The organism is Psychrobacter sanguinis (assembly GCF_020736705.1).
Taxonomy (GTDB): domain Bacteria; phylum Pseudomonadota; class Gammaproteobacteria; order Pseudomonadales; family Moraxellaceae; genus Psychrobacter; species Psychrobacter sanguinis.
This window is the reverse complement of sequence record NZ_CP085990.1, coordinates 2,264,724-2,287,630: the sequence shown is the minus strand read 5'-3', so window position 1 is coordinate 2,287,630 and position 22,907 is coordinate 2,264,724. Positions and strand designations below refer to the sequence as shown.

The window sequence follows — 22,907 nt, the reverse complement described above, 5'->3', positions numbered from 1 at the left end:
GTTATCTCTCTTTAACGAATGACTCTAAATAAAATAGGCTCATCCCAATTTGCTAGGTTCTAATTTGCTACTTTCTAAAAACTTGTCTTTATTTTTTGACGTATTCAACAGGCAGAATAATCTTACCAACGACGGGCAGATTATCTTCTGTAAAAGGATGCAGCTTACTTCTTTTTACTTCTGTAACGGTGGCATTATCCACAATTTGATTGCCTGAAGATTTCGTCACTGTAACCTTAGTGACATTGCCTTGTTTATCCACTATCACTTCTAAAGTAAGACTAAATATCTCGCCTAACCGAGCTCTTCTGTCTACCTGCTGCGGCAATATAAGTTTTGGCTTTCGCTTCCAGCGGGCTTGACTCTCTGAGAAGCTCTTTGGTGTGTTATTGGCAGCCGCTTTTTCTTGTGCCGCTTTTTCTTGTGCCGCTTTTTCTTGTGCCGCTTTTTCTTGTGCCGCTTTTTCTTGTGCCGCTTTCTCTTGTGCTGCTTTCTCTTGTGCTGCTTTCTCTTGTGCTGCTTTCTCTTGTGCTGCTTTCTCTTGTGCTGCTTTCTCTTGAGCGGCTTTTTCTTGAGCGGCTTTTTCTTGAGCGGCTTTTTCTTGAGCGGCTTTTTCTCGGACCATCTGTTCAATCAAACGCTGATGTTCATTGCTATCGATAATTGGTGTCAAATCTTTTGTAGTAAGAGTTTCTGGCTCAACGACTGGCTCAACTTTTGATTCAGGAACAGGTTTTGTCTGAGACTCGATATCCTTGATGAGCTGCGGTTCTGGATCAGGTTTATTGGGCGGTTGAGGTTTATCCAATGGCTCAGGCTCAGCGTGTGACTCGGATTTAGTTTGAGGTTTAGGGTCTTCAGATTTTGGCTTAGGGGGTGGTTCAGGTTTGGGCTCATTTTGAGGTTTAGTTTGTGGCTTAGTCTCACTGTTTGTTGGTTGCTCAGAAGCTAGCACTGGCTGTGGTACCGGAGTAGGTTGTTCTACTTCTTTTGGCAGCTCAGCTTTTGGTATAGGTTCAGGCGTTTCTTCTAATGATAATAACTGTATTTCCACCGGCTTTATTTCTTCTGGTTTTTCTACTATTTGCTCTGGCATTTGCATATGAGTTAATGCCGCTGCAATACCTATATGCAAGGCCAATACGGCAATAACAGTAGCAGTATTCACTTTAATAAGGCTAGATTTGTCGCTGGTTCTTTTTGTCATATAAATAAAGCCAGGTTTATGGGAGGAACACAGTTATCTAATAGAGAGTGAATTAATAGGTCACTTAATAAACAATTACTTAATAGGTCAACTCACAAATAGCCCTTTAGCAGACTTACACCATTGTAAAGCTTGAATTTATCCGCTTCATTGGTACCTATTTTCAAGCGCAAATATTACAATAAAAGCCTCTTAATGTAAATAAGAATTATTATTATTTACATTCCTGATTGAGGTTTATCGTTTTCAGAGTCTTAGTAAGAATGATAAGTTGTTGCAATACAAAATATTTCAAACATCTGGGTACTGTATCTAATATACTAAGTCTATGAAAGAAACTAATGTTATAATATAACATAACTTTTATTATGTGTTGATTTTATTTTGTATTGCATTTTGCTTGCACTACCTTCCAACTGGCACTTTTCTTACATTTTGGCTACTTTTTATGTTGCCATACTATGCAAGAAGGAATTTACTTTATGCCGGGACTACAAGATAGACATGATAGAATAAGCACCTAGGAATCATTTAAGTATTTATTATTGTTTAATATTTTGAACTCAGTATGGTTACTGATTATTGGAATTTTCATCATGTTTACCCCCGCTACCACCCGTTTTATTAAGACCTTAAGTACCTCTGCCCTTTTGTGCCTACCCCTTATGGCTACCGCTGCTGCCCCTCCTCAGAAATGGCAGTTAAATCCGTCAAAGACTAAAGTCAACTTTGAGGTTTCTTACCTAAAAAATGCCATTATTAAGGGTAAGTTCAAGAAAATGGAGGGGGTTATCAATTATGATGAAACCAAACCTCAAAATACTGAGATACGCTTTACCGTCTATACTGATAGTATTGATACTGACCTTAAGCCCCGTGACTACTTTATTCGTAGAAAAGAGCTGTTAAATACCCGACAGTACCCTACCCTAAAATTTGTCTCTACCAAGGTTAAACTAATTAATCCACGAGAAGGCTTTGTTACCGGAAATTTCACCGCATTAGGGCAAACCAAACCCATGACTGTTAAAGTAACTTTAACCGATGCCAATGCTCAGAGTACTGCCTTAAATTTTAAAGCCACTGGAGTAATCAACCGCCATGACTATGGGGTAACAGCATTCCCTGGCATATTTGGTACTACCATCCCCATTACCATTTCAGGTGAGCTTATTCCGGCAAAATGACACTGTTGAAAGTCAAACTACTCTAAATCCGTACCAATCAGTCTGAATCAGTCAGAATTAAAACGAAGAGTTTGGCTGAGTTAAAAACTCTAACTCCTCAGCAGTAGACTGTCGACCTAAAATCTCATTACGATGAGGATAACGGCCGAAGCGATCAATAATAACTTTATGACGGATTTCGAAGCCATAAACTTCTTCGTTAGTATATTGCTTAAACAGTTGTTCTGCTTGCTCATGGATGAGCTTTGACTCGCTATGCATATAAGGCATTAATAACAATTGACGTGCCTCCACACTGTCTAGCTGTTGCAATACCCCTGCTGCTACTGCCTCTTGAGCCAATACCAAAGCCATTTTATCTTGCGCAAAAGCCTTCGCAGTATCGCGATAGATATTCCTCGAAAACTGGTCTATAGTCATAGCCCCATAAATAAGATACACTGATAAGATGGCATATTCAAAAGACTACAGACAAATGATATTAGACAAGCTTGACGAAGGTTACAGTTATCGAGAGCTTGCCGAAGAATATCAAATCAGTACAACGACAATTCAGCGTTGGAAAAAGAACATTGAGCGTAAAGCTTACGTCTATACTGTTTACAAGGTGGATAGCGATAGTCTTAAAGCAGATGTTGAGCTTTATCCAGATGCTTATCAAATAGAACGAGCAAGACGTCTTAACTGTAGCCAAAGAAGCATCAGTCGTGCACTGAAGCGACTTGGTATTACTCAAAAAAAAGACACTGCATCATCCTAAATCAGATGAAGAAAAACGTCAGTTATTCGCTGAGCAGTTAGCCTGGTATGAAAAAGATAACCGTCCTGTCGTTTACTTAGATGAAAGTGGCTTCAAGGCACATGATTACAGACCTTACGGCTATGCCAAAAAAGGTGAGAAGTGCTTTGGCGAGCATAACTGGCAACTAAAAAACCAAACCAATGCTATAGGTGCTATTTACAATAATCAGTTATTCGCAGTAGGTCTTTACGACTGTAGTGTTAATAGTGATGTATTCCATAGCTGGGCTCAGCAACTGTTATTACCACAACTTCCCCTTAATAGTGTGATCGTTATGGATAATGCAACTTTCCATAAGGGCCTTGATATTCAAAAAACCATTGAAGATTCAGGACACACTATTCTATGGTTACCGCCTTATAGTCCTGACTTAAACCCTATTGAGCAAACTTGGGCTTGGGTTAAGAAAAAGCGTCAAGATTGGGGAATAGATTGTATCGATACGTTATTCTTCTATTTTCTTTGGCTGTGTGACTGTTTTTAAGGGCTATGACTATAGTACAATAATCTCTGCCAGACGACCTTCGGGTTGCTGTCGCCAAGCAAACAACTCTGCTCTTGTAGCACGCTCTAAAGTAGTCTTAAAACGCTGTGTGAGTAACTCATCGAATGCTTTATCTTTTTCAAAAAATTTCTGAGTTCCTACTTCTTGAAAACAAAAATCTATAATCTGCTGATACATATTTCACCTTATGTCATTTATTATTTATCATTAGCTTAATGGCGACTATTAATAGCCGTGTTAGTAGTTAGTAGTTAATAGTTAATAGTCATATTAACAAGAAGCACTCATTGCTCGCAAAAACTCACTTACAGTCCGCTCCTGGTAGCTGTATAAAAAGGAAGATTTCCACCCAAATTCATTAGGTTATCTGTATTATAAGGTGTGATTATGATTGAATATTATTTGATGACCTTAACCGAATTAGCGTGCTTTAATCTACTTAATATAAAATAAATCATCTTTGAATTTGGAGATATCATGAACAACCCTAATTTAGATAACCGTACCGCCCTCGGCACAACCAAAACTATCGCCACTAAACTGTCAAAAACCAAACAACTTGGCCTAGTGGGTCTTTGCTCTTCCATACTGGCATTAGCGGCCTGCCAGCCCGCCTCTAACGAGAGTACTAAAGAATCTGATACTCAGGTTAATACCGAAACCCCAAAGGACGGCCATAACAATACAGATCATGATGATAGCCACAATGTTCATAATACTAATGATGAACACAATAATCATGACATGACTATGCCCGTTGCCAGTACAGACTTCGGTAAAGAATATATAGGCAGTATGGATGACATGCATGAAGATATGACCGAGGGCAGCCAAGCCAACGATGCAGATGTGGCATTTGCCAAGGGTATGATCCCTCATCATGAAGGAGCAGTAGATATGGCCGAAATCCAACTTAAGTATGGTAAAGATCAAACCATGCGCAAGCTGGCAGAAGATATCATTGCTGCCCAAGGATCTGAGATTAAACAAATGGAGAACTGGCTAGAGACCCATCCCGATACTGAGGAGCAAGATTATACCAAAGGCATGCATAAAGCTTATGCTGATAGTATGAAATCGATGCATGAGGACATGATGCAAGGCATCCTAAGTGAAGATGCCGACATGGCGTTTGCCAAAGGCATGTTACCTCACCACCAAGGTGCTGTGGCCATGGCTGAGGTGCAAATTAAGTACGGGAAAGACAAGCAAATGAGAAAACTAGCTCAGGACATCATTGATGCCCAAAAGTCTGAAATTGATATGATGCAGAAATGGATTCAGCAGCACTCTTAACTTATAACGATCTCAAATTATAAATGAGGGGCTACGTTTTGACTGCTTAGCTAAATAAACTGAGGTCTGATTAATATCAGGCCTCTTTTTTTATTTTCTTGAGTTCATAGATTCATATCCGGCCTAGCTATATGTCCTCCCCTTATAGCCCTCCTTACTTTATAACTGCCCTTTATATCTACTCTTTATACCCGCTCTAATTGCTACTGTTTAAGCTGACACCTTGTATTCTTATAACTTACTGTTAATATACCCCGCAAAATTAATTATCAGTTAACTAGAACAAAGCAACTAGTTTTAATACCAATTCTAAAAAATAACACTCAAGTCGCACCACTCCCGCTGAGTGATAGACCTAATTAAGTTAGTCTGATTACACAATGCATTCCAAGCGTCACATGCCGCATCGACAATCGCATCATAACTCTCAAAACAGCGATTAGATAACCAATGCTGTTTAAGGTACTGCCATACCTGTTCAGCAGGGTTAAGCTCAGGTGAGTAGGGAGGCAATTTAAGCATGGTCACATTGTCTTGATCCAAACTTGGTTGGTGCCATAGCGCCCCATCCATAACCACCACGGCATGCCGACCTTCGGGAACAGCTTTACTGATTTCCTCCATATGCAATGCCATAGCTTGCTTATTCACATAAGGTAGAACAAGTCCAACACTCTCACCTGTCGCCGGATTAAAGGCACCAAATAGATAAGTTGATTCAAACTGCTGCTGCCTGACTACTCGAGGTCTTTGTCCTTTATAGTGCCAAACCCTTGTGATAGAGCCTTGTTGGCCAATACGTGTTTCATCCTGAAACCATATATCAACTTGCTTGATATCAACACCATCAGGTAGAACTTGCTTTATCTGCTCAAGGAAGTTTTTTTATATGCCTCCATGACTTTAGGATCTGCCTTAGGATGCCGACTACGCGCAGATACCCAGCTCATACCAATACGTTTCATGAGAGGATAGATCGCTTTAGGGGTATAGTTGGCGTTAAATTGCTCCTTGGCGATTTGTGCGATGTCTTTTGCCGTGAGCCTACCACCACCTCTTTGCTGCTGAGCTTCTACTATCGCTTGTTTGAATGGTTCTATGTCTTTTTCTGCTAAAAGACTCTTTCTGCCTCTGCCAGCTGCGTCATAGACACTAGTGATACCATGCAACCAGTATTTCCTTCTTATGGTATAGACGCTTCTAGGGTTATAGCCAAAGTTCTCTGCTACGGTCGCTATAGGATGACCTTGACTCAGTTGATGCAGCATGAGTAGTCTGATTCGTGCTCTGGCATTGCCTTCTGTTTTAGATAATTGCAGAAAATCGTGGTCTGTGAGTTTATGATTTCTAGGGGTTTTTTTCGGCATGTGATTCTATTATGTTGTTGAGTTGGTTATATTGTACCTTATTTTTTGGAATTGGTATAAATTTCAATTCGAAAATTCAATTCAACTGCTGTACAGCAGATAGTTTTAATAGGGATGTAAAAAATATGAGTAGCTCGATTTTAAAGGCCATTAGTTATGCTGGTGTCTATGTAGGCGCTGTGATTGGTGCCGGCTATGCCAGTGGGCAGGAAGTGCTGCAGTTTTTTGCCGGCTATGGTCTGGTAGGTATTATTGGCGCTATCCTTACAACAATAATGTTTATTTGGTATGGCTCAGTATTTATGGAGCTTGGCAATAGACTTCAGACTTGCAGTCATCGGGATGTATTGAATTATTTGTGTGGTAATAAATTAGGCTTTGTAGGCGACTATGTTCTGCTGTTTTTCATGTTCGGCTGTGTCAGTATTATGTTTTCAGGCGGCGGTGCTGCGATTCATGAATACTGGGGGTTACCCGTCATCGTAGGTAAGCTAATCATTGCTGCTATGACACTGGCGACCGTTATTTTTGGATTCTCCTCTTCCGTACGGGCTTTAGGTATTGTCTCTCCTATTATCATTTTTAGTGTTATTGGCATCTCGGTCATCACACTGTCTTCTCATTTCGACCAATTGTCCACAGTCGACAATAGCCTTCAAAACCTAACCCCTACTTTAGCTACTCCGCTATGGTGGACTTCAGCCGTGGTTTATGTGTCTTATAACGTTAGTCTCGCCACCTCTACATTGACGGCGATGGGCGGCAAAGAATCTAGTTTAAAGACGCTCAGACAAGCGGGGATATTGGGTGGTTTCTCATTGGGACTATGCTTATTGTTTATCACGGTGGCCTTATTGTCTGATCTGAGCAATGTCATTGAGTATCAGATTCCTTTCTTGCAGATTGCCACCAATATCAGCCCAACGATTGGTATCCTATTTAGTGTCGTCTTAGTTATTGCTATATTTACTACTGCAGTGACCAACTTATACGGCTGTGTTATTCGTTTTTACGACTCACACAAACACCCGGCTAGGTTTCGTACTTTAACCATTAGCTTGGTGGCTTTATCTTTATTGGCCTCTTTATTCCCATTCAGTACGCTAATTAATGTATTGTATCCTGCCTTAGGATTACTGGGTATGGTCATCATGGTTTGTGCCTTGTATAAGACGCTAACAGGCCAAGTGTTTTTAAAAGACGGTGCCACGCTATAATAGATGATTAAAAACAGCCAGAGCTACAACATAAAAATCCCGCTATCTTAAAGATAGCGGGATTTTTATGTTGTAGCTAAGTGCTGATCCGTTAATTAGAACTGGTAGGTTAAAGAGGCCTTGATGTTACGACCTGGTTCAAAGTCAGTTGTCGCATCGCTTTCACTTAGGCGTGAAGCGTGATTGGCATAGGTCTCATCAAATATATTATAGACACCAAGTGTGGCTTTTATATCCTGAAACTGACGAGGCGCATAACTCATATAGACATCATGTACATCATAGCTTGGCTTACTAATACCGTTGTTATCTGTGATTGAAGCCACATAGGTACTGCGCCAACCTAGACCTAGCTCTTTAGTGGGATCATAATTTAAATTGAACATGTAACGGTCGCCTGAGTCTGCAGTGCCGCCACTGACAGAAGGAATGCTATTACCTGTTTTATCACCTTCACTACGAGCTCGAGAATAACTCAGCTCCATACCAAAATTATTGGCTGTATAGTTGGCTGCCAACTCTACCCCTTTGATTTCATAGTCTTCATCAGAATTGACAGAACCCTGACAATTGCCGCCTAGACTGCCTGTATCACAGTTTAGACCCACACGTCCATTGCCTGAACGCACAAACTGTAGATAGTTTTCGATATTGGTTTTAAAGTACTTGGCACTTAACTGCAGCGCATTATTGTCTAAAGTTAGGCCACGCAATATGGTGCTGATACCTACCTCTGAGTTGTCACCTTCTTCTGGCTTCAGACCTCTATTTACAAAAGTATTCTCGCCATCTGAGTTAAAGATGGTCTGGCTTAAATCTGGACCATTAAACAGTTGAGTGTAGCTGGCAAATACTTGTGTGTTTGGGGCGATTTCATAGCTGGCTGCTAATGCACCTACTACATTATTATAAGTCTTGCCATCTGATACAAATTTAGGTGACTCATAACGATCATAACGAACACCAGGCGTTAAGGTAAGTTTGTCCAAGCGCCATTGGTCTTCTAGATATACAGAAGTATTTTTGGCCTCATCACTGCTTGCCTTAGTAAAGTCTCGGCTCATTGCTGATTCTTTTTTATAATGCTCCACACCAGCGATTAAATTGTGGTTGCCAACACTGCTCTCAATCATACTAATATTTTCAATTTTAGCACCAGTCGTTTTTACTTCAGCATCAAACTCATAACCAGCTTTATCATCTGAATCACGTAAAATTCGGGTCTTAGTTTGATAAGCATTGGCAGAAACGTCAATGAGTGGATTGGCAGGATTAAAACCATAATCTACATTGTAAGTGTCGCGTTTAACTTGCTGCGGGATAGGGTCTTCAGGTCTTGAAGGAAAATCTGGGCGAAATGGAAAGATACCTTTCTTTTCAGTACGACTAAAGCTAGCACCAATATGATGATCATCAGCGACAGTAGCGCCCGCTTTTAATAAAATATTCTCTCCTTTACTGTCCTCAAATAGTTCACGGCCCTCACCATCTTCACCAGATTCCACATCCCGCTTACCATAGTAAGCCAATAAGTCAATATTGTCTGTCGGTGCAGCAAATATCGTCGCTGACGTTAATACTTCATCGTTATTACTGGCATAACCTGCATGCAGCTTGGCACCGATTTTTTGACCTGGTTTTAGTAAATCAGTGGCATCTACTGTTTTAAAGGCTACTGCACCGCCTAAGGCATCATTACCTAAGGTTACTGAGTTATTACCCACAGCCACCTCGGTTTGCTTTAACAGGTCTGGATCAATGGTTACATCACCCATGTGGTAAAACAAAGACCCTTCTTGACGCGCCCCATCAATGGATACTTTTAGATTGGTATCATCTAGGCCACGCACACGAATACGTTGGTTAACAGAAGAGGTACCGCCGACGCTTACACCAGGCACAACTTCTAAAAAGTCACTTAAATGGTTGGCTTGTTGAGCAGGCGTATATTCATCAGTATACACTTCGTCTTGTTGCACTCTTCCACGTACTGAGCCATCGGAGGTGACGGTTATCTTTTGCATCGTCATAGTAGGAACATCAGTTGCCGCATTAGCAATTTGAGTACAAAGTACCGTGGCTATAGCGATGGATAAAGGAGATAAAGGGTTGCAATGAGGTATACGCATAATGTCTACTCTTGTTTTGGACTAAATTTCACAAAAATATTTAAGGGATTTCATATTAACGATAAAGTTAATAATAATGATTATCATTTATAAATAACGATGCGAATGTTACTGCAAAATTACAGATATTACAATATCCTTTTTCTAATATTTTTCTCAGAAAGACAATCGATGCTTAACTACCATTTACTTACTATTCAGTAACTTTTCAGAAAAATAATAATTATATCTATTATTCTTTCTATCCCTTTGATAGCTTGATTTATCCTAGTTAATCATTTAAATCTAAAAAACAATTATTAACATTCATTTTAAATGGATGTTATAATCCGCTCAAATGCTTAATTTATGGTTCTGTGGCACTCTACTCTGTCTAATTGGAACAGGCGTAGTGATATAAAGTGAGACAAGCCAATTGATTAATTTCTAGAGAATACTAGGGTATTAAAAGCTTTTAATGCTTAATTTTAACTTTAAACATTCATTAAAAATGAATCTTATAATTTATTTCTAGGAGCATGATATGGGTGAATACAAGAAATACTGGTGGGGCTTAATCGCTATCCTTATTGTCACATTCTCGCTATTAGGTTGGGGCGGTGTCGAAATTTATCGGACAGCGCCACCCATCCCTGACCAATTTGTTGACGATAACGGTCAGGTTATTTTGACGAAAGAAGATATCTTAGCGGGGCAATCTGCTTGGCAGCGCACTGGCGGTCAGCAGTTAGGTTCTGTATTAGGTCATGGGGCTTATCAAGCACCAGATTGGACAGCAGATTGGCTACATAGAGAGCTGGTGGCTTGGCTCAATATTAAGTCTAATGAGCTCTATGGTGTAGATTATGAGGCAGCCAGCGAAGATCAAAAAGCGGTCTTAGAAGCGCAGGTCAAAAGAGAGTATCGCGGTAGTGCTGTTGATGAAAACAATACGGTAGTCTTATCACAGACTCGTATTGCGGCAATAAATAAGATTACACCCTATTATATGAGTGTCTATGGGGATGATCCAGAGTTTCAGAAGACTCGTGAAAACTTTGCGATGAAAAATAATACCATTACTAGCGAAGAATCGAGACAGCGTTTAACCAACTTCTTCTTCTGGACCACTTGGATAGCGTCAGCAGAACGCCCTGGTACAAATGCAACCTATACCAATAACTGGCCGCACGAACCTCTTATTGATAATAAGCCTACTACTGAAAATATTATGTGGTCCGTTGCCAGTGTGGTGTTTTTAATAGCCGGCGTGGGCCTGCTTATCTGGGGCTGGGCATTCCTACGCAGAGAAGATAATATGGATCCTAAACTGGTCACGCCAGAAGCGGATCCTCTTACTAAAATTGCGTTAACCCCTTCTCAAAAAGCGTTGGCAAAATATGGTTTTTTAGTTGTTGCGCTATTTATTTTCCAAGTCTTAATCGGTGGCTTCGTCGCGCACTATACAGTAGAGGGACAAAATTTCTATGGTATACCCGTCGCGGACTACCTCCCCTACTCTTTAGTACGCACTTGGCATATCCAATCTGCTCTCTTCTGGATCGCTACGGCCTTCTTAATGGCTGGATTATTCCTGACCCCAATCATCAATGGCGGTAAAGATCCTAAATTTCAAAAGCTCGGTGTTGATGTCCTTTGGGTCGCCTTGATCATAGTTTGTGTCGGTTCTTTTATCAGTCAATATCTTGCCATTGCTGAAATCCTGCCAGCCAAATACAACTTCTGGTTTGGTCATCAAGGTTATGAATTTATCGACTTAGGCCGTTTCTGGCAAATTCTAAAATGGGTAGGTATTTTAATCTGGCTAGTATTAATGTCACGAGGCGTTATGCCTGCCTTTAAAAAGGAAGGCGATAAAAATTTACTGGCCATATTCTTCGCCTCGGTAGTTTGCGTGGGTTTATTCTATGGCTCAGGTTTATTCTATGGTGAGCACACTCACTTAACTATTATGGAATACTGGCGCTGGTGGGTAGTTCACTTATGGGTTGAAGGCTTCTTTGAGGTGTTCGCCACGGTATCGCTTGCCTTTATATTTTATAACCTAGGTCTCGTCAGCAAAAAAATTGCTACTGCCACATCTATTGCTTCCGCAGCGTTATTCCTACTAGGTGGAGTCCCAGGAACTTTCCATCATTTATATTTCTCTGGCACCACCACGCCAGTGATGGCCATTGGGGCCTCCTTTAGCGCACTAGAAGTTGTGCCGCTAATCGTACTAGGCTATGAAGGTTATGAGCACTGGTCTATGCAGCACCAATCCCCTTGGATGCAAAAGCTTAAATGGCCAATTATGTGCTTCGTCGCTGTGTCTTTCTGGAATATGTTAGGTGCGGGTGTCTTCGGATTTATGATTAACCCACCGGTCTCATTATTCTACTTACAAGGTCTAAATACCACTGCAGTTCATTCACATGCCGCACTGTTTGGGGTATACGGTTTCTTGGCACTGGGGTTCGTATTACTGGTCATGCGTTATATCCGTCCCGACTATGTGTTCAGCGATAAGTTGATGAAAACAGGCTTCTGGATGCTGAACCTAGGCCTAGTATTAATGATTGCTACCAGTTTGCTACCTATCGGTATTTTCCAAGCTCACGCTTCAATCACTGAGGGTCTATGGTATGCGCGCAGTGAAGGCTTCTTACAACAAGACTTACTGGTGACCCTAAGATGGGTTCGTTTCCTCGGTGATATGGTATTTATTACCGGTGCCGTTTGTGTGGCTTGGCAAGTGGTTAAACTCACCTTTGCTAAAACGTCTCATTCTAACTACAGACCACACAGTTCGGTAAATAAATAGTTCGGTAAATAAATAGTTCATCAAATAAATAACTACCGTTCTAGTGGTCTAATTTCAACTATGTTAAAAAAAACTCTGCCCATTGGCAGAGTTTTTTTGTTGTCCTAAACCTTCTTAAAGATATTGTTGATATAACTATTCAATGTAAAACGACTTAAAAATTACAATTAAGTTAATATTTCATGAAATTTACTGACTTGATACCTTGCGTAACATCCTATTAACATAGTATATTCTTAAACATCGATGATAAATAGGTCGCCTTTACCCAATTATTAGTTATAGGTCGATTTAAGTACCCTATAAATGACCTTATTTAAATCGTTTTGAAATTTACGGATGTTAGGTAATAGAAAATTCAGTAGCCAGTTAGTGGTCTTAAGTACTGGGTTTTACTGATTTTTTTACTCATAATTTTACTATTTGCCTGAACTAGACGGATTTAATTGGCACAACAAACTCTACCTGTATAGCTAGTGTTGTTTGGCTTGATTTAATGTCCGAGAAATCAGGTCAACTAGCGACACAGGAAGTTTTTATGAAATACCCTATTTTTAAATTAAGTTTATTGGCAGCCGCTACTATTGGTATCTCCGCTTGTGGTGGTGGGGAAAAAGCCACTACAGCAGGTGGCGCTGAAGGTGCCAAAACTCTCATCTACTGTTCAGAAGGTAGCCCTGCAGGCTTTGACCCTGCACAATATACAGCGGGTACCGATTTTGACGCCAGCGCCTATCCTATCTATAACGGATTAGTCGAATTCAAACGTGGTGAAACAGAGATTCAGCCAGCTCTAGCTGAAAAATGGGACATCAGTGAAGATGGTAAAACTTATACCCTACATCTACGTAAAGGGGTCAAATTTGGTAAAACTGACTTCTTCACGCCTACCCGTGACTTCAATGCAGACGACGTGGTATTCACTCTAAAACGTCTGACTGATCCTAACTTCGAATTCAACAAGGCTTACCCTGCAGAATTTCCGTATTCAGTAGATATGGGTCTACCGGATAATATTGCCAATATTGAAAAAGTAGACGACTATACGGTTAAAGTTACTCTAAAAGAAGTCAATGCGCCTTTCTTACAAAACCTAGCAATGCCATTTGCTTACATCGACTCAGCAGAATATGCTCAGTCTTTACTAGATGCGGGCAAAGCGGCTGACCTTAATACCAAACCTGTTGGTACTGGTCCTTTCGTCTTTACTTCATATCAAAAAGACTCACAAATTCGTTATACCAAAAATCCAGATTACTGGAATAAAGACGATATTCATATTGATAACTTAGTATTCGTTATCACCAAAGACTCTGCGGTACGTGCCCAAAAAGTACAAGCTGGCGAATGTCATGTTTCAGCTTATGCTAACCCTTCGGAAGTAGAATCTGCCAAAGCTTCTGGCAAAGCCAACGTCCTAGAAGAGCCAGGCTTCAACGTGGGTTATATTGCATATAACACCGAGAGACCTGAACTAAAAGACGTCAAAGTCCGCGCTGCCTTAGATATGGCGATCAACAAAGACGCCTTAATTGATGCAGTGTATCAAGGCGCTGGGGTAAAAACGGCTAACCCAATGCCACCTACTCAGTGGGGCTTCAATGATCAGTTAAAAGACGCACCTTATGATGTTGAAAAAGCCAAAGCCTTAATGGCTGAAGCAGGTGTTAAAGGCTTTGACATTGATCTATGGTATATGCCTGTTCAACGTCCTTATAACCCTAACGCTAAGTTGATGGCTGAAATGCTACAAGCGGACTGGGCCAAGATTGGGGTTAAAGCCAATCTAAAAACCTTTGAATGGGGCGAGTATCTAAAACGCGCCAACAAAGGCGAGCATGACATCATTCTAGCCGGTTGGACAGGCGACAATGGTGACCCTGATAACTGGTTAGGCGTTTTATTGTCTTGTGATGCAGTCAATGGCAACAACTACGCCCGTTGGTGTAACAAAGACTTTGATAAGCTCATCATGGATGCCCGCTCAAACACCAATCAAGAGCAGCGCATTGCTAACTACAAACAAGCTCAGGTTATTTTCAAGCAAGAATTGCCTTGGACCACAGTGGCCAACTCAGTTGTGACCGTGTTGACCACACCTAATGTGAAAGATTACAAAATCAGCCCATTAGGCTCTATACGCTTTGATGGTGTGGATATCGAATAATCGGTTATTTTCATACCAGTAAAGAACCTAACTCTATAATTTAGGTAAGATGGCTGGTTCAGAAACCTTTCTGTTCCAGCCTTTTTGATTTTGATGATAGCCAACTCTGAAATCGTGTCTCAAATGCCCTATTTGATACCTCAGACTCAGCCATCTCCTTTCACCCTAGTGTTATAGCAAACTCTTTCTTTTAAAAATCGAGCGCGCCCATGCTATTGTATATTCTACGTCGAATTCTCATTCTCATTCCTGTTTATATTGGCTTGACCCTATCGACCTTTACCCTAATCCGACTCGTCCCTGGCGACGCGGTGGAGATCATGATGGGTGAACGTATGGTCGATCCTGCCATGCACGCGCAAGCTCTTGCTCGTCTTGGGCTAGACAAGCCGTTACCCATTCAGTACTGGGATTATATTACTGGCATCATGCAAGGGGACTTTGGCGCTTCTTTTAGAACCCGGACCCCTGTTCTGCAAGACTTTTTTGCCCACTTCGTACCTACCTTAGAATTGGCAGTATGTGCCATTACCATCGCCAGTATTATTGGTGTGAGTTTAGGCATTATAGCGGCCCTACGCCGTGGAAGCTGGGTGGACTATACCTTGATGTCAGGCGCTCTAGCAGGCTACTCAATGCCTATATACTTATTAGGTCCTATCTTAACTGGTATTTTTGCTCACTATTTAGGGCTGTTACCGGTGTCTGGTGTTATATCTGTGGCTCAGTTTTTGGACGTTAAGCCTTTGTATGGTTCTTGGCTGCTAGGCTCATTAACCTCAGGAGTGCCTGGGGCTTTTTGGAACGTGGTAAAACACTTTATTCTGCCCTCTATCGCTTTATCTACCATTCCTCTAGCGATGATTGCACGTATGACACGTTCCGCCATGCTTGAAGTGCTTGATGAAGATTATGTACGTACGGCTCGCGCCAAAGGATTGTCACCAAAGCGCGTAATTTTGATTCATGTGATGCGTAACGCATTAATTACTGTCGTGACGGTAGTGGGTCTGCAAATGGCAACTTTACTGGCCGGCGCCATTATTACCGAAACCATCTTTAGTTGGCCGGGTGTGGGTAACTGGCTTCTCGACGGATTTTTCACACGTGATTACCCTATTGTTCAAAATGGGATTTTATTGGTAGCGACTGCGCTGATATTGGTCAGTTTATTGGTCGATATCTTATACGGGTTAATTAACCCCCGTATCAGGCATACCTCTTAGGTGGGTTTAAATTTAACCCTATTCATAACTTGTGCCTATACGGCCATAAAATCCATTTAAAACGACAGTATTAGCAAAAATAGGAAAATTTGATGAAGCCTACCGTACTTCCCGAAGATATGGACCTTGCAGCAGCACCGCCTTCGTCATGGCGACTGTTTGTGTCTACGTTTTGCCGTAACCGAGGCGCTGTTCTTGGACTTTTAGTCTTGGTTCTAATGGTTATTATCGCTCTCTTAGCCCCTAGCATCGCACCGCATGATCCTTATGAGCTGTTTACCGGAAAAGAACAACTACCGCCTGCCTTTATAAGCGGCGGCGATTCGATGTTCTTATTGGGTACCGATGATGCAGGCCGTGATACTTTGTCCCGTGTCATGTATGGGGCACGCTACTCTTTATTTATTGGCCTAAGTGCCACTACTTTAGCAATGATTGCCGGTATTAGCTTAGGTCTTAGTGCTGCTTTTTGGCCCAAAGTTTGGGGCAAAGCGGTAATGTTGGTCAATGATATTCTGATGTCATATCCAAGCCTATTATTGGCGATTATTATTGCCGCTATCTTAGGCCCTAATATGACCAACACTATTATTACCATTGCCCTAGTCTGTACCCCGCCTTTCATTCGATTAACCCGAGCCACGGCTATGGTTGAGCTACAGCGTGAGTACTTTACTGCCTCAAAAGTGATGGGAGCCAGTGTACTACGCTTATTGTTTATCACTATCCTACCTAACTGTATGGCCCCGCTTATTGTGCAAGCAACCATGATTTTCTCATCGGCTATTTTAGAAGCAGGTGCCATTGGTTTCTTAGGCTTTGGTGTCCAGCCACCTGATGCAGAATGGGGTGCCATGCTAGGTACAGCTCGTCAGTACATTCAAAGTAATGTTTGGTTGGCAATTTGGCCGGGTCTGGCTATTTTCTTAGCCGCTTTATCTATCAACTTAACAGGTGATGGGCTACGTGATGCCCTTGATCCTAAATTAAAGCAGGTGAGCTAATGACAACTTTAAACCCTACCCCTGCCGCCACAAACTCTACAACTATTAGACCCCGTCAAGGTACTGAATTGAGCTCAAGTTCACCACTACTTTTGGACATTGAAAATCTATCAGTGACTTTTGGCAAGGGAGCCCGTGCGTTTCGAGCAGTCGATGATGTTTCCCTTCAGCTAAAACAAGGTGAGGTTTTAGCAGTCGTTGGCGAATCAGGTTCTGGCAAGTCGGTCACCATGATGGCACTAATGGGCTTATTACCTTCAAGCGCCACAGTCGGTGCCACTAGAATGCAATTTGATGGCAAAGACATGCTGACTTTATCAGAGCGTGAGCGTCGTAAAATCATTGGTAAAGATATCTCAATGATTTTTCAAAATGCCATGTCCTGCTTAAACCCAAGCTTTACGGTTGAATTCCAATTGGCAGAAGTTTTAAAGACCCATTTAGGGCTCAAAGGTGCGGCGGCTCGCCAGCGTATCTTAGAGCTACTGGAGCTGGTTGAGATTCCGGATGCCAAAAACAGACTGTCAGTCTATCCGCATCAATTATCAGGGGGCATGAGCCAGCGGGTGATGATAGCCATGGCATTGGCCTGTGAGCCAAAGCTATTAATCGCTGATGAGCCCACCACCGCTCTTGACGTGACGGTACAAGCCCAAATCATGGACTTGTTAAGCCGACTACAACGTGAAAAACAAATGGCTATGGTGTTGATTACCCATGATCTAGGTCTAGTCGCTCAAAATGCGCGTGATGTGGCAGTGATGTATGCCGGTCAAATGGTAGAGACCAATACCGTTCCTGAGATATTTGAACATCCGTCTCACCCTTATACTGAAGCCCTATTACAAGCGATTCCAGAGTTGGCTATCGGTCAAGAACGCTTGAACAGTTTACCTGGCGTAGTGCCCAGTCAATACGACCGTCCTAAAGGGTGTCTGCTATCACCCCGCTGCCCTTATAAACAACCTGAATGTGAAGTGCCGCCCCCCATATTACCGACCCCGAATGGTCGGGTGCGCTGTATACGGACAGACTTTCCTGCCCACACATCGACGACAATGCCACATTCTCACTCGGAACAAACGGGGAGCTCACTATGACCAACAGCCTAACTTCGATGCCTGACACTGAGACAACTCATGCTCAGACTGCACCCGCTTCTAAAGTGGTCTTAAAAGCAGATAACCTGCATAAGCATTACCCAGTCTCTCAAGGGCTAGGCAAACCAAAGGCTTATGTTAAAGCGCTAAATGGTATCTCTTTTGAATTACAAGCGGGCAAAACTTTAGCAGTAGTAGGTGAATCTGGCTGTGGTAAATCTACCTTAGCCCGACAACTGACCTTGATTGAACAGCCTACCAAAGGCGAGCTATATATCAACGGTGAAGGCACACCCCACTATAGCCGCCGTGCATTAAAAGAGTTGCGTACCGAAATTCAAATGGTTTTCCAAAACCCTTATGGTAGCTTAAACCCGCGTCATACCATTGGCTATCAGTTAACTGAGCCATTAGATATTCATACGAAACTGTCTACTGCGGAGAAGAAAGACCGTGTCCATGAAATGATGCGTTTGGTAGGTTTACGTCCTGAGCATTCAGGTCGCTATCCGCATATGTTTTCAGGGGGTCAGCGTCAACGTATTGCGCTGGCTCGGGCAATGATGTTGAATCCTAAAATCGTTGTGGCCGATGAGCCTACCTCAGCCTTAGATGTGTCGATTCAAGCTCAGGTGCTTAACTTGTTCATGGATCTACAAGATGAGTATCATACCGCTTATGTATTTATCTCGCATGATTTGTCCGTGGTACGCCATGTGGCAGATGACTTAATGGTGATGTACTTGGGTCAAGTGGTTGAGCATGGTCCTAAAGAGACCATCTATAATAACCCACAACATCCTTATACCATTGCTCTATTATCTGCCGCTCCTAGTATTGGTGAGCAGAAAAAAGAGCTTAAATTACATGGTGAGCTACCCAGTCCGCTAAACCCTCCTTCCGGTTGTGCCCTACATAAGCGCTGTCCTTATGCGACAGCCGAATGTAGTCAAGTAGAGCCAGAGCTTCGAGAATGGCAAGGTCGACTGGTCTCCTGCATCCGTTTGGAAGAGATTTACGCTTAATAATTTATGCTTAATATTGGTTTATTGGTATCAATCGAACATAAAAAACTCTGCCCATTGGCAGAGTTTTTAGTTATTTAACATGCGTAAATTACTTATGAGAAAAAAACTGGAGATAAATCTTGCCTCTTATCCCTATTTGAATGACGAACTAAATTATGAGAAGGCTTGAATGCCTGTAATAGCACGACCTAAGATAAGGGCATGCACATCATGCGTGCCTTCATAAGTATTTACTGCCTCAAGATTCATTACGTGGCGAATCACATGAAATTCATCACTAACTCCATTACCACCGTGCATATCACGTGCCACACGAGCGATGTTTAAGGCCTTACCACAGTTGTTACGCTTAATTATGGAAATCATTTCCGGCGCCGCATTGTGCTCATCCATCAAGCGGCCAACACGCAGCGCCGCTTGTAATCCTAAAGCAATCTCAGTTTGCATATCGGCAAGCTTTAGCTGTACTAGCTGAGTAGCTGCCAACGGACGGTTAAACTGTTTGCGATCTAAAGTATATTGACGAGCTGCTTTCCAACAAAACTCTGCTGCGCCCATAGAACCCCAAGCAATACCATAACGCGCTTTATTTAAGCAACCAAACGGACCTTTTAAGCCACGGATATCGGGAAAAGCGTTTTCTTCAGGGACAAACACATCGTCCATTACGATTTCACCGGTGATAGAAGCTCGCAGTGAGAACTTACCTTCAATCTTCGGTGCCGATAAGCCTTTCATGCCTTTTTCTAATACAAAGCCGCGAATTTCACCTTCATCGTCTTTGGCCCACACCACGAATACATCAGCGATTGGACTATTGGTAATCCACATTTTGCTACCTTTAAGCTGGTAGCCCCCGTCTACTTTTTTAGCACGAGTTTTCATTGAGCCAGGATCTGAGCCTGCGTCTGGGTCAGTTAAGCCAAAGCAGCCCACATATTCTCCTGAAGCTAACTTTGGCAGATATTTTTCTTTTTGTGCTTCTGTGCCGTAAGCCCAAATCGGATGCATGACCAAACTTGATTGCACGCTCATTGCCGAGCGATAACCTGAGTCTACCGATTCTATTTCTCTAGCAACTACGCCATAAGCCACATGGGACAAACCGGCACACCCGTAACCTTCAATAGTCATGCCTAAAAGACCTAACTCTCCCATTTTTCGCATAATATTTCGGTCGAATACTTCATGACGGTTGGCTTGTACAATACCAGGCATTAATTCTGTCTGACAAAAATCATGGGCTGATTTTTGTACTATTTGCTCCTCTTCAGTCAATTGATCACGTAGTAAAAAGGGATCTGACCAATCAAATGAAGGTTTATGAGTTCGGTTATTTGACATAACGTATTCCTTGTCTGTGTCTTAAAAATGAGTTAAATGTAGAACATTATCTATAAGAGCGAGAATAAAAAAGTCAGTTTATAACTATAAAAGACATTCTAAGCTAAACATACTGTAAGCATACTTGTTTGGCTAGATATTATCTAAAAGATATACAGTAATCAGATTTTGCTAATATTTATTTATTCAACTATTATATTCTATAATGCTGAACGGAAACGAACCATCTGTTTTAGACAGGGCCAATTTAGACAGTGCTAAGGTTGACTCTAGTAATCTGACTATCCCCTTTTACAAAGAAGGATTTAAAGAGATTCTATTAACTTTAAAAGTCTAAAATTAAAAAAAGAGCGGTCAGATAATTCTGACCGCTCTTTTTCAACTATTAAGAGTGATGGGTATCGTAAACTTCACCCAACCTACGGAATAGTCTAAGACCTATGAAACTAGGCTTTTCACCGCATCGACCACGGCTTCATCAGTAATACCAAACTCTTTAAATAGAACTTCAGCAGGCGCTGACTCACCATAAGTGGTCATACCAATGACTTTACCGTCTAGGCCGACGAACTTGTACCAGTAATCAACATGGGCTGCTTCTACAGCAACGCGAGCACGAATGCTTGATGGTAATACTGCCTCACGGTAATCGCTATCTTGAGCGGTAAATACTTCTGCACATGGCATAGAGACCACACGAACGCCCACACCTTGCTCGCTTAAGGTGTTATAAGCGTTCATCGCTAAGCTAACTTCTGAACCAGTTGCGATGATAATCGCTTGTAATTCAGACTGCTCTTTTGCCAACACATAACCCCCTTTAGCAATATTTGCCACTTGCTCGCTGTCACGCTGTTGATGAGGTAAGTTTTGACGGCTAAAGATTAGCGCTGAAGGATTATTTTTGGCTTTTAAAGCTTCTGCCCAAGCAGTGGCCGACTCTGTGGTGTCACAAGGACGCCAAGTATGTAAGTTTGGCGTGGTGCGTAAGCTGGTTAATTGCTCTACAGGTTGGTGAGTCGGACCATCTTCACCTAGGCCAATTGAGTCATGCGTATAAACATGAATAACGCGCTGTTTCATTAATGCGCCCATACGTACCGCATTACGGGCATATTCCATAAACATCAAGAAAGTAGCCACGTAAGGGATAAAGCCACCGTGTAACGCAATACCGTTAGCAATGGCCGTCATACCAAATTCACGAACACCGTAGTAAATATAGTTACCATCAGCGTCTTTCTCAATACCTTTGGCATCTTTAAACAGGGTTAAGTTTGATCCTGCTAAGTCTGCTGAGCCGCCCATAAGCTCTGGTAATAATGGCTGGAAAGTATTGATGGCATTGAAGCTGGCTTTACGGCTAGCTACGTTTTCACCCTGCTCTTGACACTGCTGGATATAAGCCTGCGCTTGCTCATCAAAGTCAGCAGGTAGTTCACCTTCTAGACGGCGTAATAGTTCTGCGGCAAGTTCTGGATAAGCTTTTTTGTAAGCTTCGAAATCTGCATTCCAGTTTTTCTCTAGCACATCACCCTTAGCTTTGGCATCCCAACCTTCGTAGATTTCATCATCTAAGTCAAATGGGGCATGGGTCCAAGCCAATTCACTACGGGTTAAAGTGATTTCGTCATCGCCTAATGGCGCACCATGGCTTGACGCTTTACCTTGTTTGTTAGGGCTACCCACACCAATGATAGTCTTACATATAATCAAGCTTGGTTTGCTGGTTTCTGCAATGGCTTCTTCGGTCGCTTTAGTGATGGCATCGGTATCATGGCCATCTACTTTAATCACTTGCCAACCATAGCTCTCAAAACGTTTTTGAGTATCGTCAGTGAACCAACCTTCTACTTCACCATCAATAGAAATACCGTTGTCATCATAGAAGAATACTAATTTACCTAGACCTAATGTACCGGCTAATGAGGCTACTTCATGGCTGATACCTTCCATCAAACAGCCATCGCCTAAGAAAGCATAAGTGTGGTGATCGATGATGTTATGGCCTTCACGGTTAAACTGAGCTGCCAAAGTTTTTTCAGCAATAGCAAAGCCCACAGCGTTAGCAATACCTTGACCCAAAGGACCAGTCGTTGTTTCAACCCCTGGGGTATAGCCTAATTCTGGGTGACCTGGCGTTTTTGAATGCAATTGACGGAAGTTCTTTAAGTCGTCAATGCTAACATCATAGCCTGTTAGGTGTAATAATGAATAGATTAGCATTGAGCCATGGCCGTTAGACAAGACAAAACGGTCACGGTTATGCCAGTTCGGATTTGCTGGGTTATGTTTTAAAAATTTACGCCACAATACTTCAGCAATATCAGCCATCCCCATTGGTGCGCCTGGGTGCCCTGAATTGGCCTTTTGTACCGCATCAAAAGAAAGCACACGAATGGCGTTAGCTAGTTTGCGTTCAGATATAGGTGTTGACATAAAAAATCCTAGGTTTTGGTGGTCTATTAAAACTAAATAATTTTTAGTAAACATTAGCAGGACAAGTCATCGATAATTCGAGATTT

Annotated in this window: 18 protein-coding genes and 1 pseudogene; 11 read left to right on the top strand and 8 right to left on the bottom strand. The window is 42.0% G+C overall.

Annotation, left to right across the window (positions count from 1 at the left end; translation table 11 throughout):
* Nucleotides 1-88: 88 nt before the first annotated feature.
* Nucleotides 89-1,207 carry a TonB family protein gene (locus LK453_RS09615; RefSeq protein ID WP_201542019.1) on the bottom strand — a complete coding sequence of 373 codons (1,119 nt, stop codon included), beginning with the start codon at nucleotides 1,205-1,207 and terminating at the stop codon, nucleotides 89-91.
* Nucleotides 1,208-1,803: 596 nt separating this feature from the next.
* On the opposite strand from LK453_RS09615, the gene LK453_RS09610 reads away from it, so the two are divergent.
* Complete coding sequence (locus tag LK453_RS09610; RefSeq protein ID WP_007395132.1) at nucleotides 1,804-2,394, top strand: YceI family protein; 591 nt, start codon at nucleotides 1,804-1,806, stop codon at nucleotides 2,392-2,394.
* A 57-nt stretch (nucleotides 2,395-2,451) separates the two neighbouring features.
* On the opposite strand, the pseudogene LK453_RS09605 reads toward LK453_RS09610, so the two are convergent.
* A pseudogene (locus LK453_RS09605) lies at nucleotides 2,452-2,808 on the bottom strand (DUF924 family protein); the annotation flags it as partial.
* A 34-nt stretch (nucleotides 2,809-2,842) separates the two neighbouring features.
* On the opposite strand from LK453_RS09605, the gene LK453_RS09600 reads away from it, so the two are divergent.
* Together LK453_RS09600 and LK453_RS09595 are read left to right on the top strand one after the other, a co-directional pair.
* Nucleotides 2,843-3,154: an IS630 transposase-related protein gene (locus LK453_RS09600; RefSeq protein ID WP_201538173.1), complete on the top strand. Its 312-nt coding sequence runs from the start codon at nucleotides 2,843-2,845 to the stop codon at nucleotides 3,152-3,154.
* Nucleotides 3,117-3,680, top strand: a complete 564-nt coding sequence (locus LK453_RS09595; protein ID WP_007396008.1) for an IS630 family transposase — start codon at nucleotides 3,117-3,119, stop codon at nucleotides 3,678-3,680. The genes LK453_RS09600 and LK453_RS09595 overlap by 38 nt, the downstream gene beginning before the upstream one ends.
* Before the next feature lie 9 nt (nucleotides 3,681-3,689).
* Here the strand turns inward: LK453_RS09595 and LK453_RS09590 are convergent, their stop codons facing one another.
* A complete protein-coding gene (locus tag LK453_RS09590) occupies nucleotides 3,690-3,878 on the bottom strand; it encodes a DUF924 family protein (protein ID WP_227674497.1) in 189 nt (62 codons plus the stop codon).
* Between the two features lie 300 nt (nucleotides 3,879-4,178).
* On the opposite strand from LK453_RS09590, the gene copM reads away from it, so the two are divergent.
* Complete coding sequence (copM, locus tag LK453_RS09585) at nucleotides 4,179-4,997, top strand: CopM family metallochaperone (RefSeq protein ID WP_201538630.1); 819 nt, start codon at nucleotides 4,179-4,181, stop codon at nucleotides 4,995-4,997.
* A gap of 309 nt (nucleotides 4,998-5,306) precedes the next feature.
* On the opposite strand, the gene LK453_RS09580 is transcribed toward copM, so the two are convergent.
* Both LK453_RS09580 and LK453_RS09575 read right to left on the bottom strand, forming a co-directional pair.
* Nucleotides 5,307-5,834 (bottom strand): IS630 family transposase, encoded by a 528-nt coding sequence (locus LK453_RS09580; protein WP_227945203.1) that lies wholly within the window; start codon nucleotides 5,832-5,834, stop codon nucleotides 5,307-5,309.
* 26 nt (nucleotides 5,835-5,860) lie between these two features.
* Complete coding sequence (locus LK453_RS09575) at nucleotides 5,861-6,364, bottom strand: winged helix-turn-helix domain-containing protein (protein ID WP_201534378.1); 504 nt, start codon at nucleotides 6,362-6,364, stop codon at nucleotides 5,861-5,863.
* Between the two features lie 125 nt (nucleotides 6,365-6,489).
* On the opposite strand from LK453_RS09575, the gene LK453_RS09570 reads away from it, so the two are divergent.
* Nucleotides 6,490-7,581: a YkvI family membrane protein gene (locus tag LK453_RS09570; protein ID WP_201534381.1), complete on the top strand. Its 1,092-nt coding sequence runs from the start codon at nucleotides 6,490-6,492 to the stop codon at nucleotides 7,579-7,581.
* A gap of 95 nt (nucleotides 7,582-7,676) precedes the next feature.
* Here the strand turns inward: LK453_RS09570 and LK453_RS09565 are convergent, their stop codons facing one another.
* Nucleotides 7,677-9,710, bottom strand: a complete 2,034-nt coding sequence (locus LK453_RS09565) for a TonB-dependent receptor domain-containing protein (RefSeq protein WP_201534384.1) — start codon at nucleotides 9,708-9,710, stop codon at nucleotides 7,677-7,679.
* 523 nt (nucleotides 9,711-10,233) lie between these two features.
* On the opposite strand from LK453_RS09565, the gene LK453_RS09560 reads away from it, so the two are divergent.
* The 6 genes from LK453_RS09560 to LK453_RS09535 all read left to right on the top strand — a co-directional run bounded on the left by LK453_RS09560 (nucleotide 10,234) and on the right by LK453_RS09535 (nucleotide 19,035).
* Entirely contained in the window at nucleotides 10,234-12,513 is a 2,280-nt protein-coding gene (locus LK453_RS09560) for a nitric-oxide reductase large subunit (protein WP_201534388.1), read from the top strand.
* 538 nt (nucleotides 12,514-13,051) lie between these two features.
* Nucleotides 13,052-14,680, top strand: coding sequence for an ABC transporter substrate-binding protein (locus LK453_RS09555; protein ID WP_201534391.1), 1,629 nt, complete (start codon nucleotides 13,052-13,054; stop codon nucleotides 14,678-14,680).
* Between the two features lie 209 nt (nucleotides 14,681-14,889).
* On the top strand, nucleotides 14,890-15,906 hold the full coding sequence (locus LK453_RS09550) for an ABC transporter permease (protein WP_007395139.1): 1,017 nt from the start codon (nucleotides 14,890-14,892) through the stop codon (nucleotides 15,904-15,906).
* Nucleotides 15,907-15,998: 92 nt separating this feature from the next.
* Nucleotides 15,999-16,910: an ABC transporter permease gene (locus LK453_RS09545; RefSeq protein WP_201534394.1), complete on the top strand. Its 912-nt coding sequence runs from the start codon at nucleotides 15,999-16,001 to the stop codon at nucleotides 16,908-16,910.
* Nucleotides 16,910-18,010 carry an ABC transporter ATP-binding protein gene (locus tag LK453_RS09540; protein WP_227674398.1) on the top strand — a complete coding sequence of 367 codons (1,101 nt, stop codon included), beginning with the start codon at nucleotides 16,910-16,912 and terminating at the stop codon, nucleotides 18,008-18,010. Before LK453_RS09545 ends, LK453_RS09540 begins: the two co-directional genes overlap by 1 nt.
* On the top strand, nucleotides 18,007-19,035 hold the full coding sequence (locus tag LK453_RS09535; RefSeq protein WP_320157801.1) for a peptide ABC transporter ATP-binding protein: 1,029 nt from the start codon (nucleotides 18,007-18,009) through the stop codon (nucleotides 19,033-19,035). The genes LK453_RS09540 and LK453_RS09535 overlap by 4 nt, the downstream gene beginning before the upstream one ends.
* 156 nt (nucleotides 19,036-19,191) lie before the next feature.
* On the opposite strand, the gene LK453_RS09530 is transcribed toward LK453_RS09535, so the two are convergent.
* Nucleotides 19,192-20,382 (bottom strand): acyl-CoA dehydrogenase, encoded by a 1,191-nt coding sequence (locus LK453_RS09530; RefSeq protein ID WP_201541758.1) that lies wholly within the window; start codon nucleotides 20,380-20,382, stop codon nucleotides 19,192-19,194.
* A 438-nt stretch (nucleotides 20,383-20,820) separates the two neighbouring features.
* Nucleotides 20,821-22,821: a transketolase gene (gene tkt, locus LK453_RS09525; protein ID WP_201534400.1), complete on the bottom strand. Its 2,001-nt coding sequence runs from the start codon at nucleotides 22,819-22,821 to the stop codon at nucleotides 20,821-20,823.
* Between the last annotated feature and the right edge of the window lie 86 nt (nucleotides 22,822-22,907).

Bases quoted from the DNA above. Each gene is read 5' to 3' on its own strand.
- LK453_RS09615 (WP_201542019.1), bottom strand. From the start codon at position 1,207: ATGACAAAAAGAACCAGCGACAAATCTAGCCTTATTAAAGTGAATACT.
- LK453_RS09610 (WP_007395132.1), top strand. From the start codon at position 1,804: ATGTTTACCCCCGCTACCACCCGTTTTATTAAGACCTTAAGTACCTCT.
- LK453_RS09600 (WP_201538173.1), top strand. From the start codon at position 2,843: ATGGCATATTCAAAAGACTACAGACAAATGATATTAGACAAGCTTGAC.
- LK453_RS09590 (WP_227674497.1), bottom strand. From the start codon at position 3,878: ATGTATCAGCAGATTATAGATTTTTGTTTTCAAGAAGTAGGAACTCAG.
- copM (WP_201538630.1), top strand. From the start codon at position 4,179: ATGAACAACCCTAATTTAGATAACCGTACCGCCCTCGGCACAACCAAA.
- LK453_RS09575 (WP_201534378.1), bottom strand. From the start codon at position 6,364: ATGCCGAAAAAAACCCCTAGAAATCATAAACTCACAGACCACGATTTT.
- LK453_RS09570 (WP_201534381.1), top strand. From the start codon at position 6,490: ATGAGTAGCTCGATTTTAAAGGCCATTAGTTATGCTGGTGTCTATGTA.
- LK453_RS09565 (WP_201534384.1), bottom strand. From the start codon at position 9,710: ATGCGTATACCTCATTGCAACCCTTTATCTCCTTTATCCATCGCTATA.
- LK453_RS09560 (WP_201534388.1), top strand. From the start codon at position 10,234: ATGGGTGAATACAAGAAATACTGGTGGGGCTTAATCGCTATCCTTATT.
- LK453_RS09555 (WP_201534391.1), top strand. From the start codon at position 13,052: ATGAAATACCCTATTTTTAAATTAAGTTTATTGGCAGCCGCTACTATT.
- LK453_RS09550 (WP_007395139.1), top strand. From the start codon at position 14,890: ATGCTATTGTATATTCTACGTCGAATTCTCATTCTCATTCCTGTTTAT.
- LK453_RS09545 (WP_201534394.1), top strand. From the start codon at position 15,999: ATGAAGCCTACCGTACTTCCCGAAGATATGGACCTTGCAGCAGCACCG.
- LK453_RS09540 (WP_227674398.1), top strand. From the start codon at position 16,910: ATGACAACTTTAAACCCTACCCCTGCCGCCACAAACTCTACAACTATT.
- LK453_RS09535 (WP_320157801.1), top strand. From the start codon at position 18,007: ATGACCAACAGCCTAACTTCGATGCCTGACACTGAGACAACTCATGCT.
- LK453_RS09530 (WP_201541758.1), bottom strand. From the start codon at position 20,382: ATGTCAAATAACCGAACTCATAAACCTTCATTTGATTGGTCAGATCCC.
- tkt (WP_201534400.1), bottom strand. From the start codon at position 22,821: ATGTCAACACCTATATCTGAACGCAAACTAGCTAACGCCATTCGTGTG.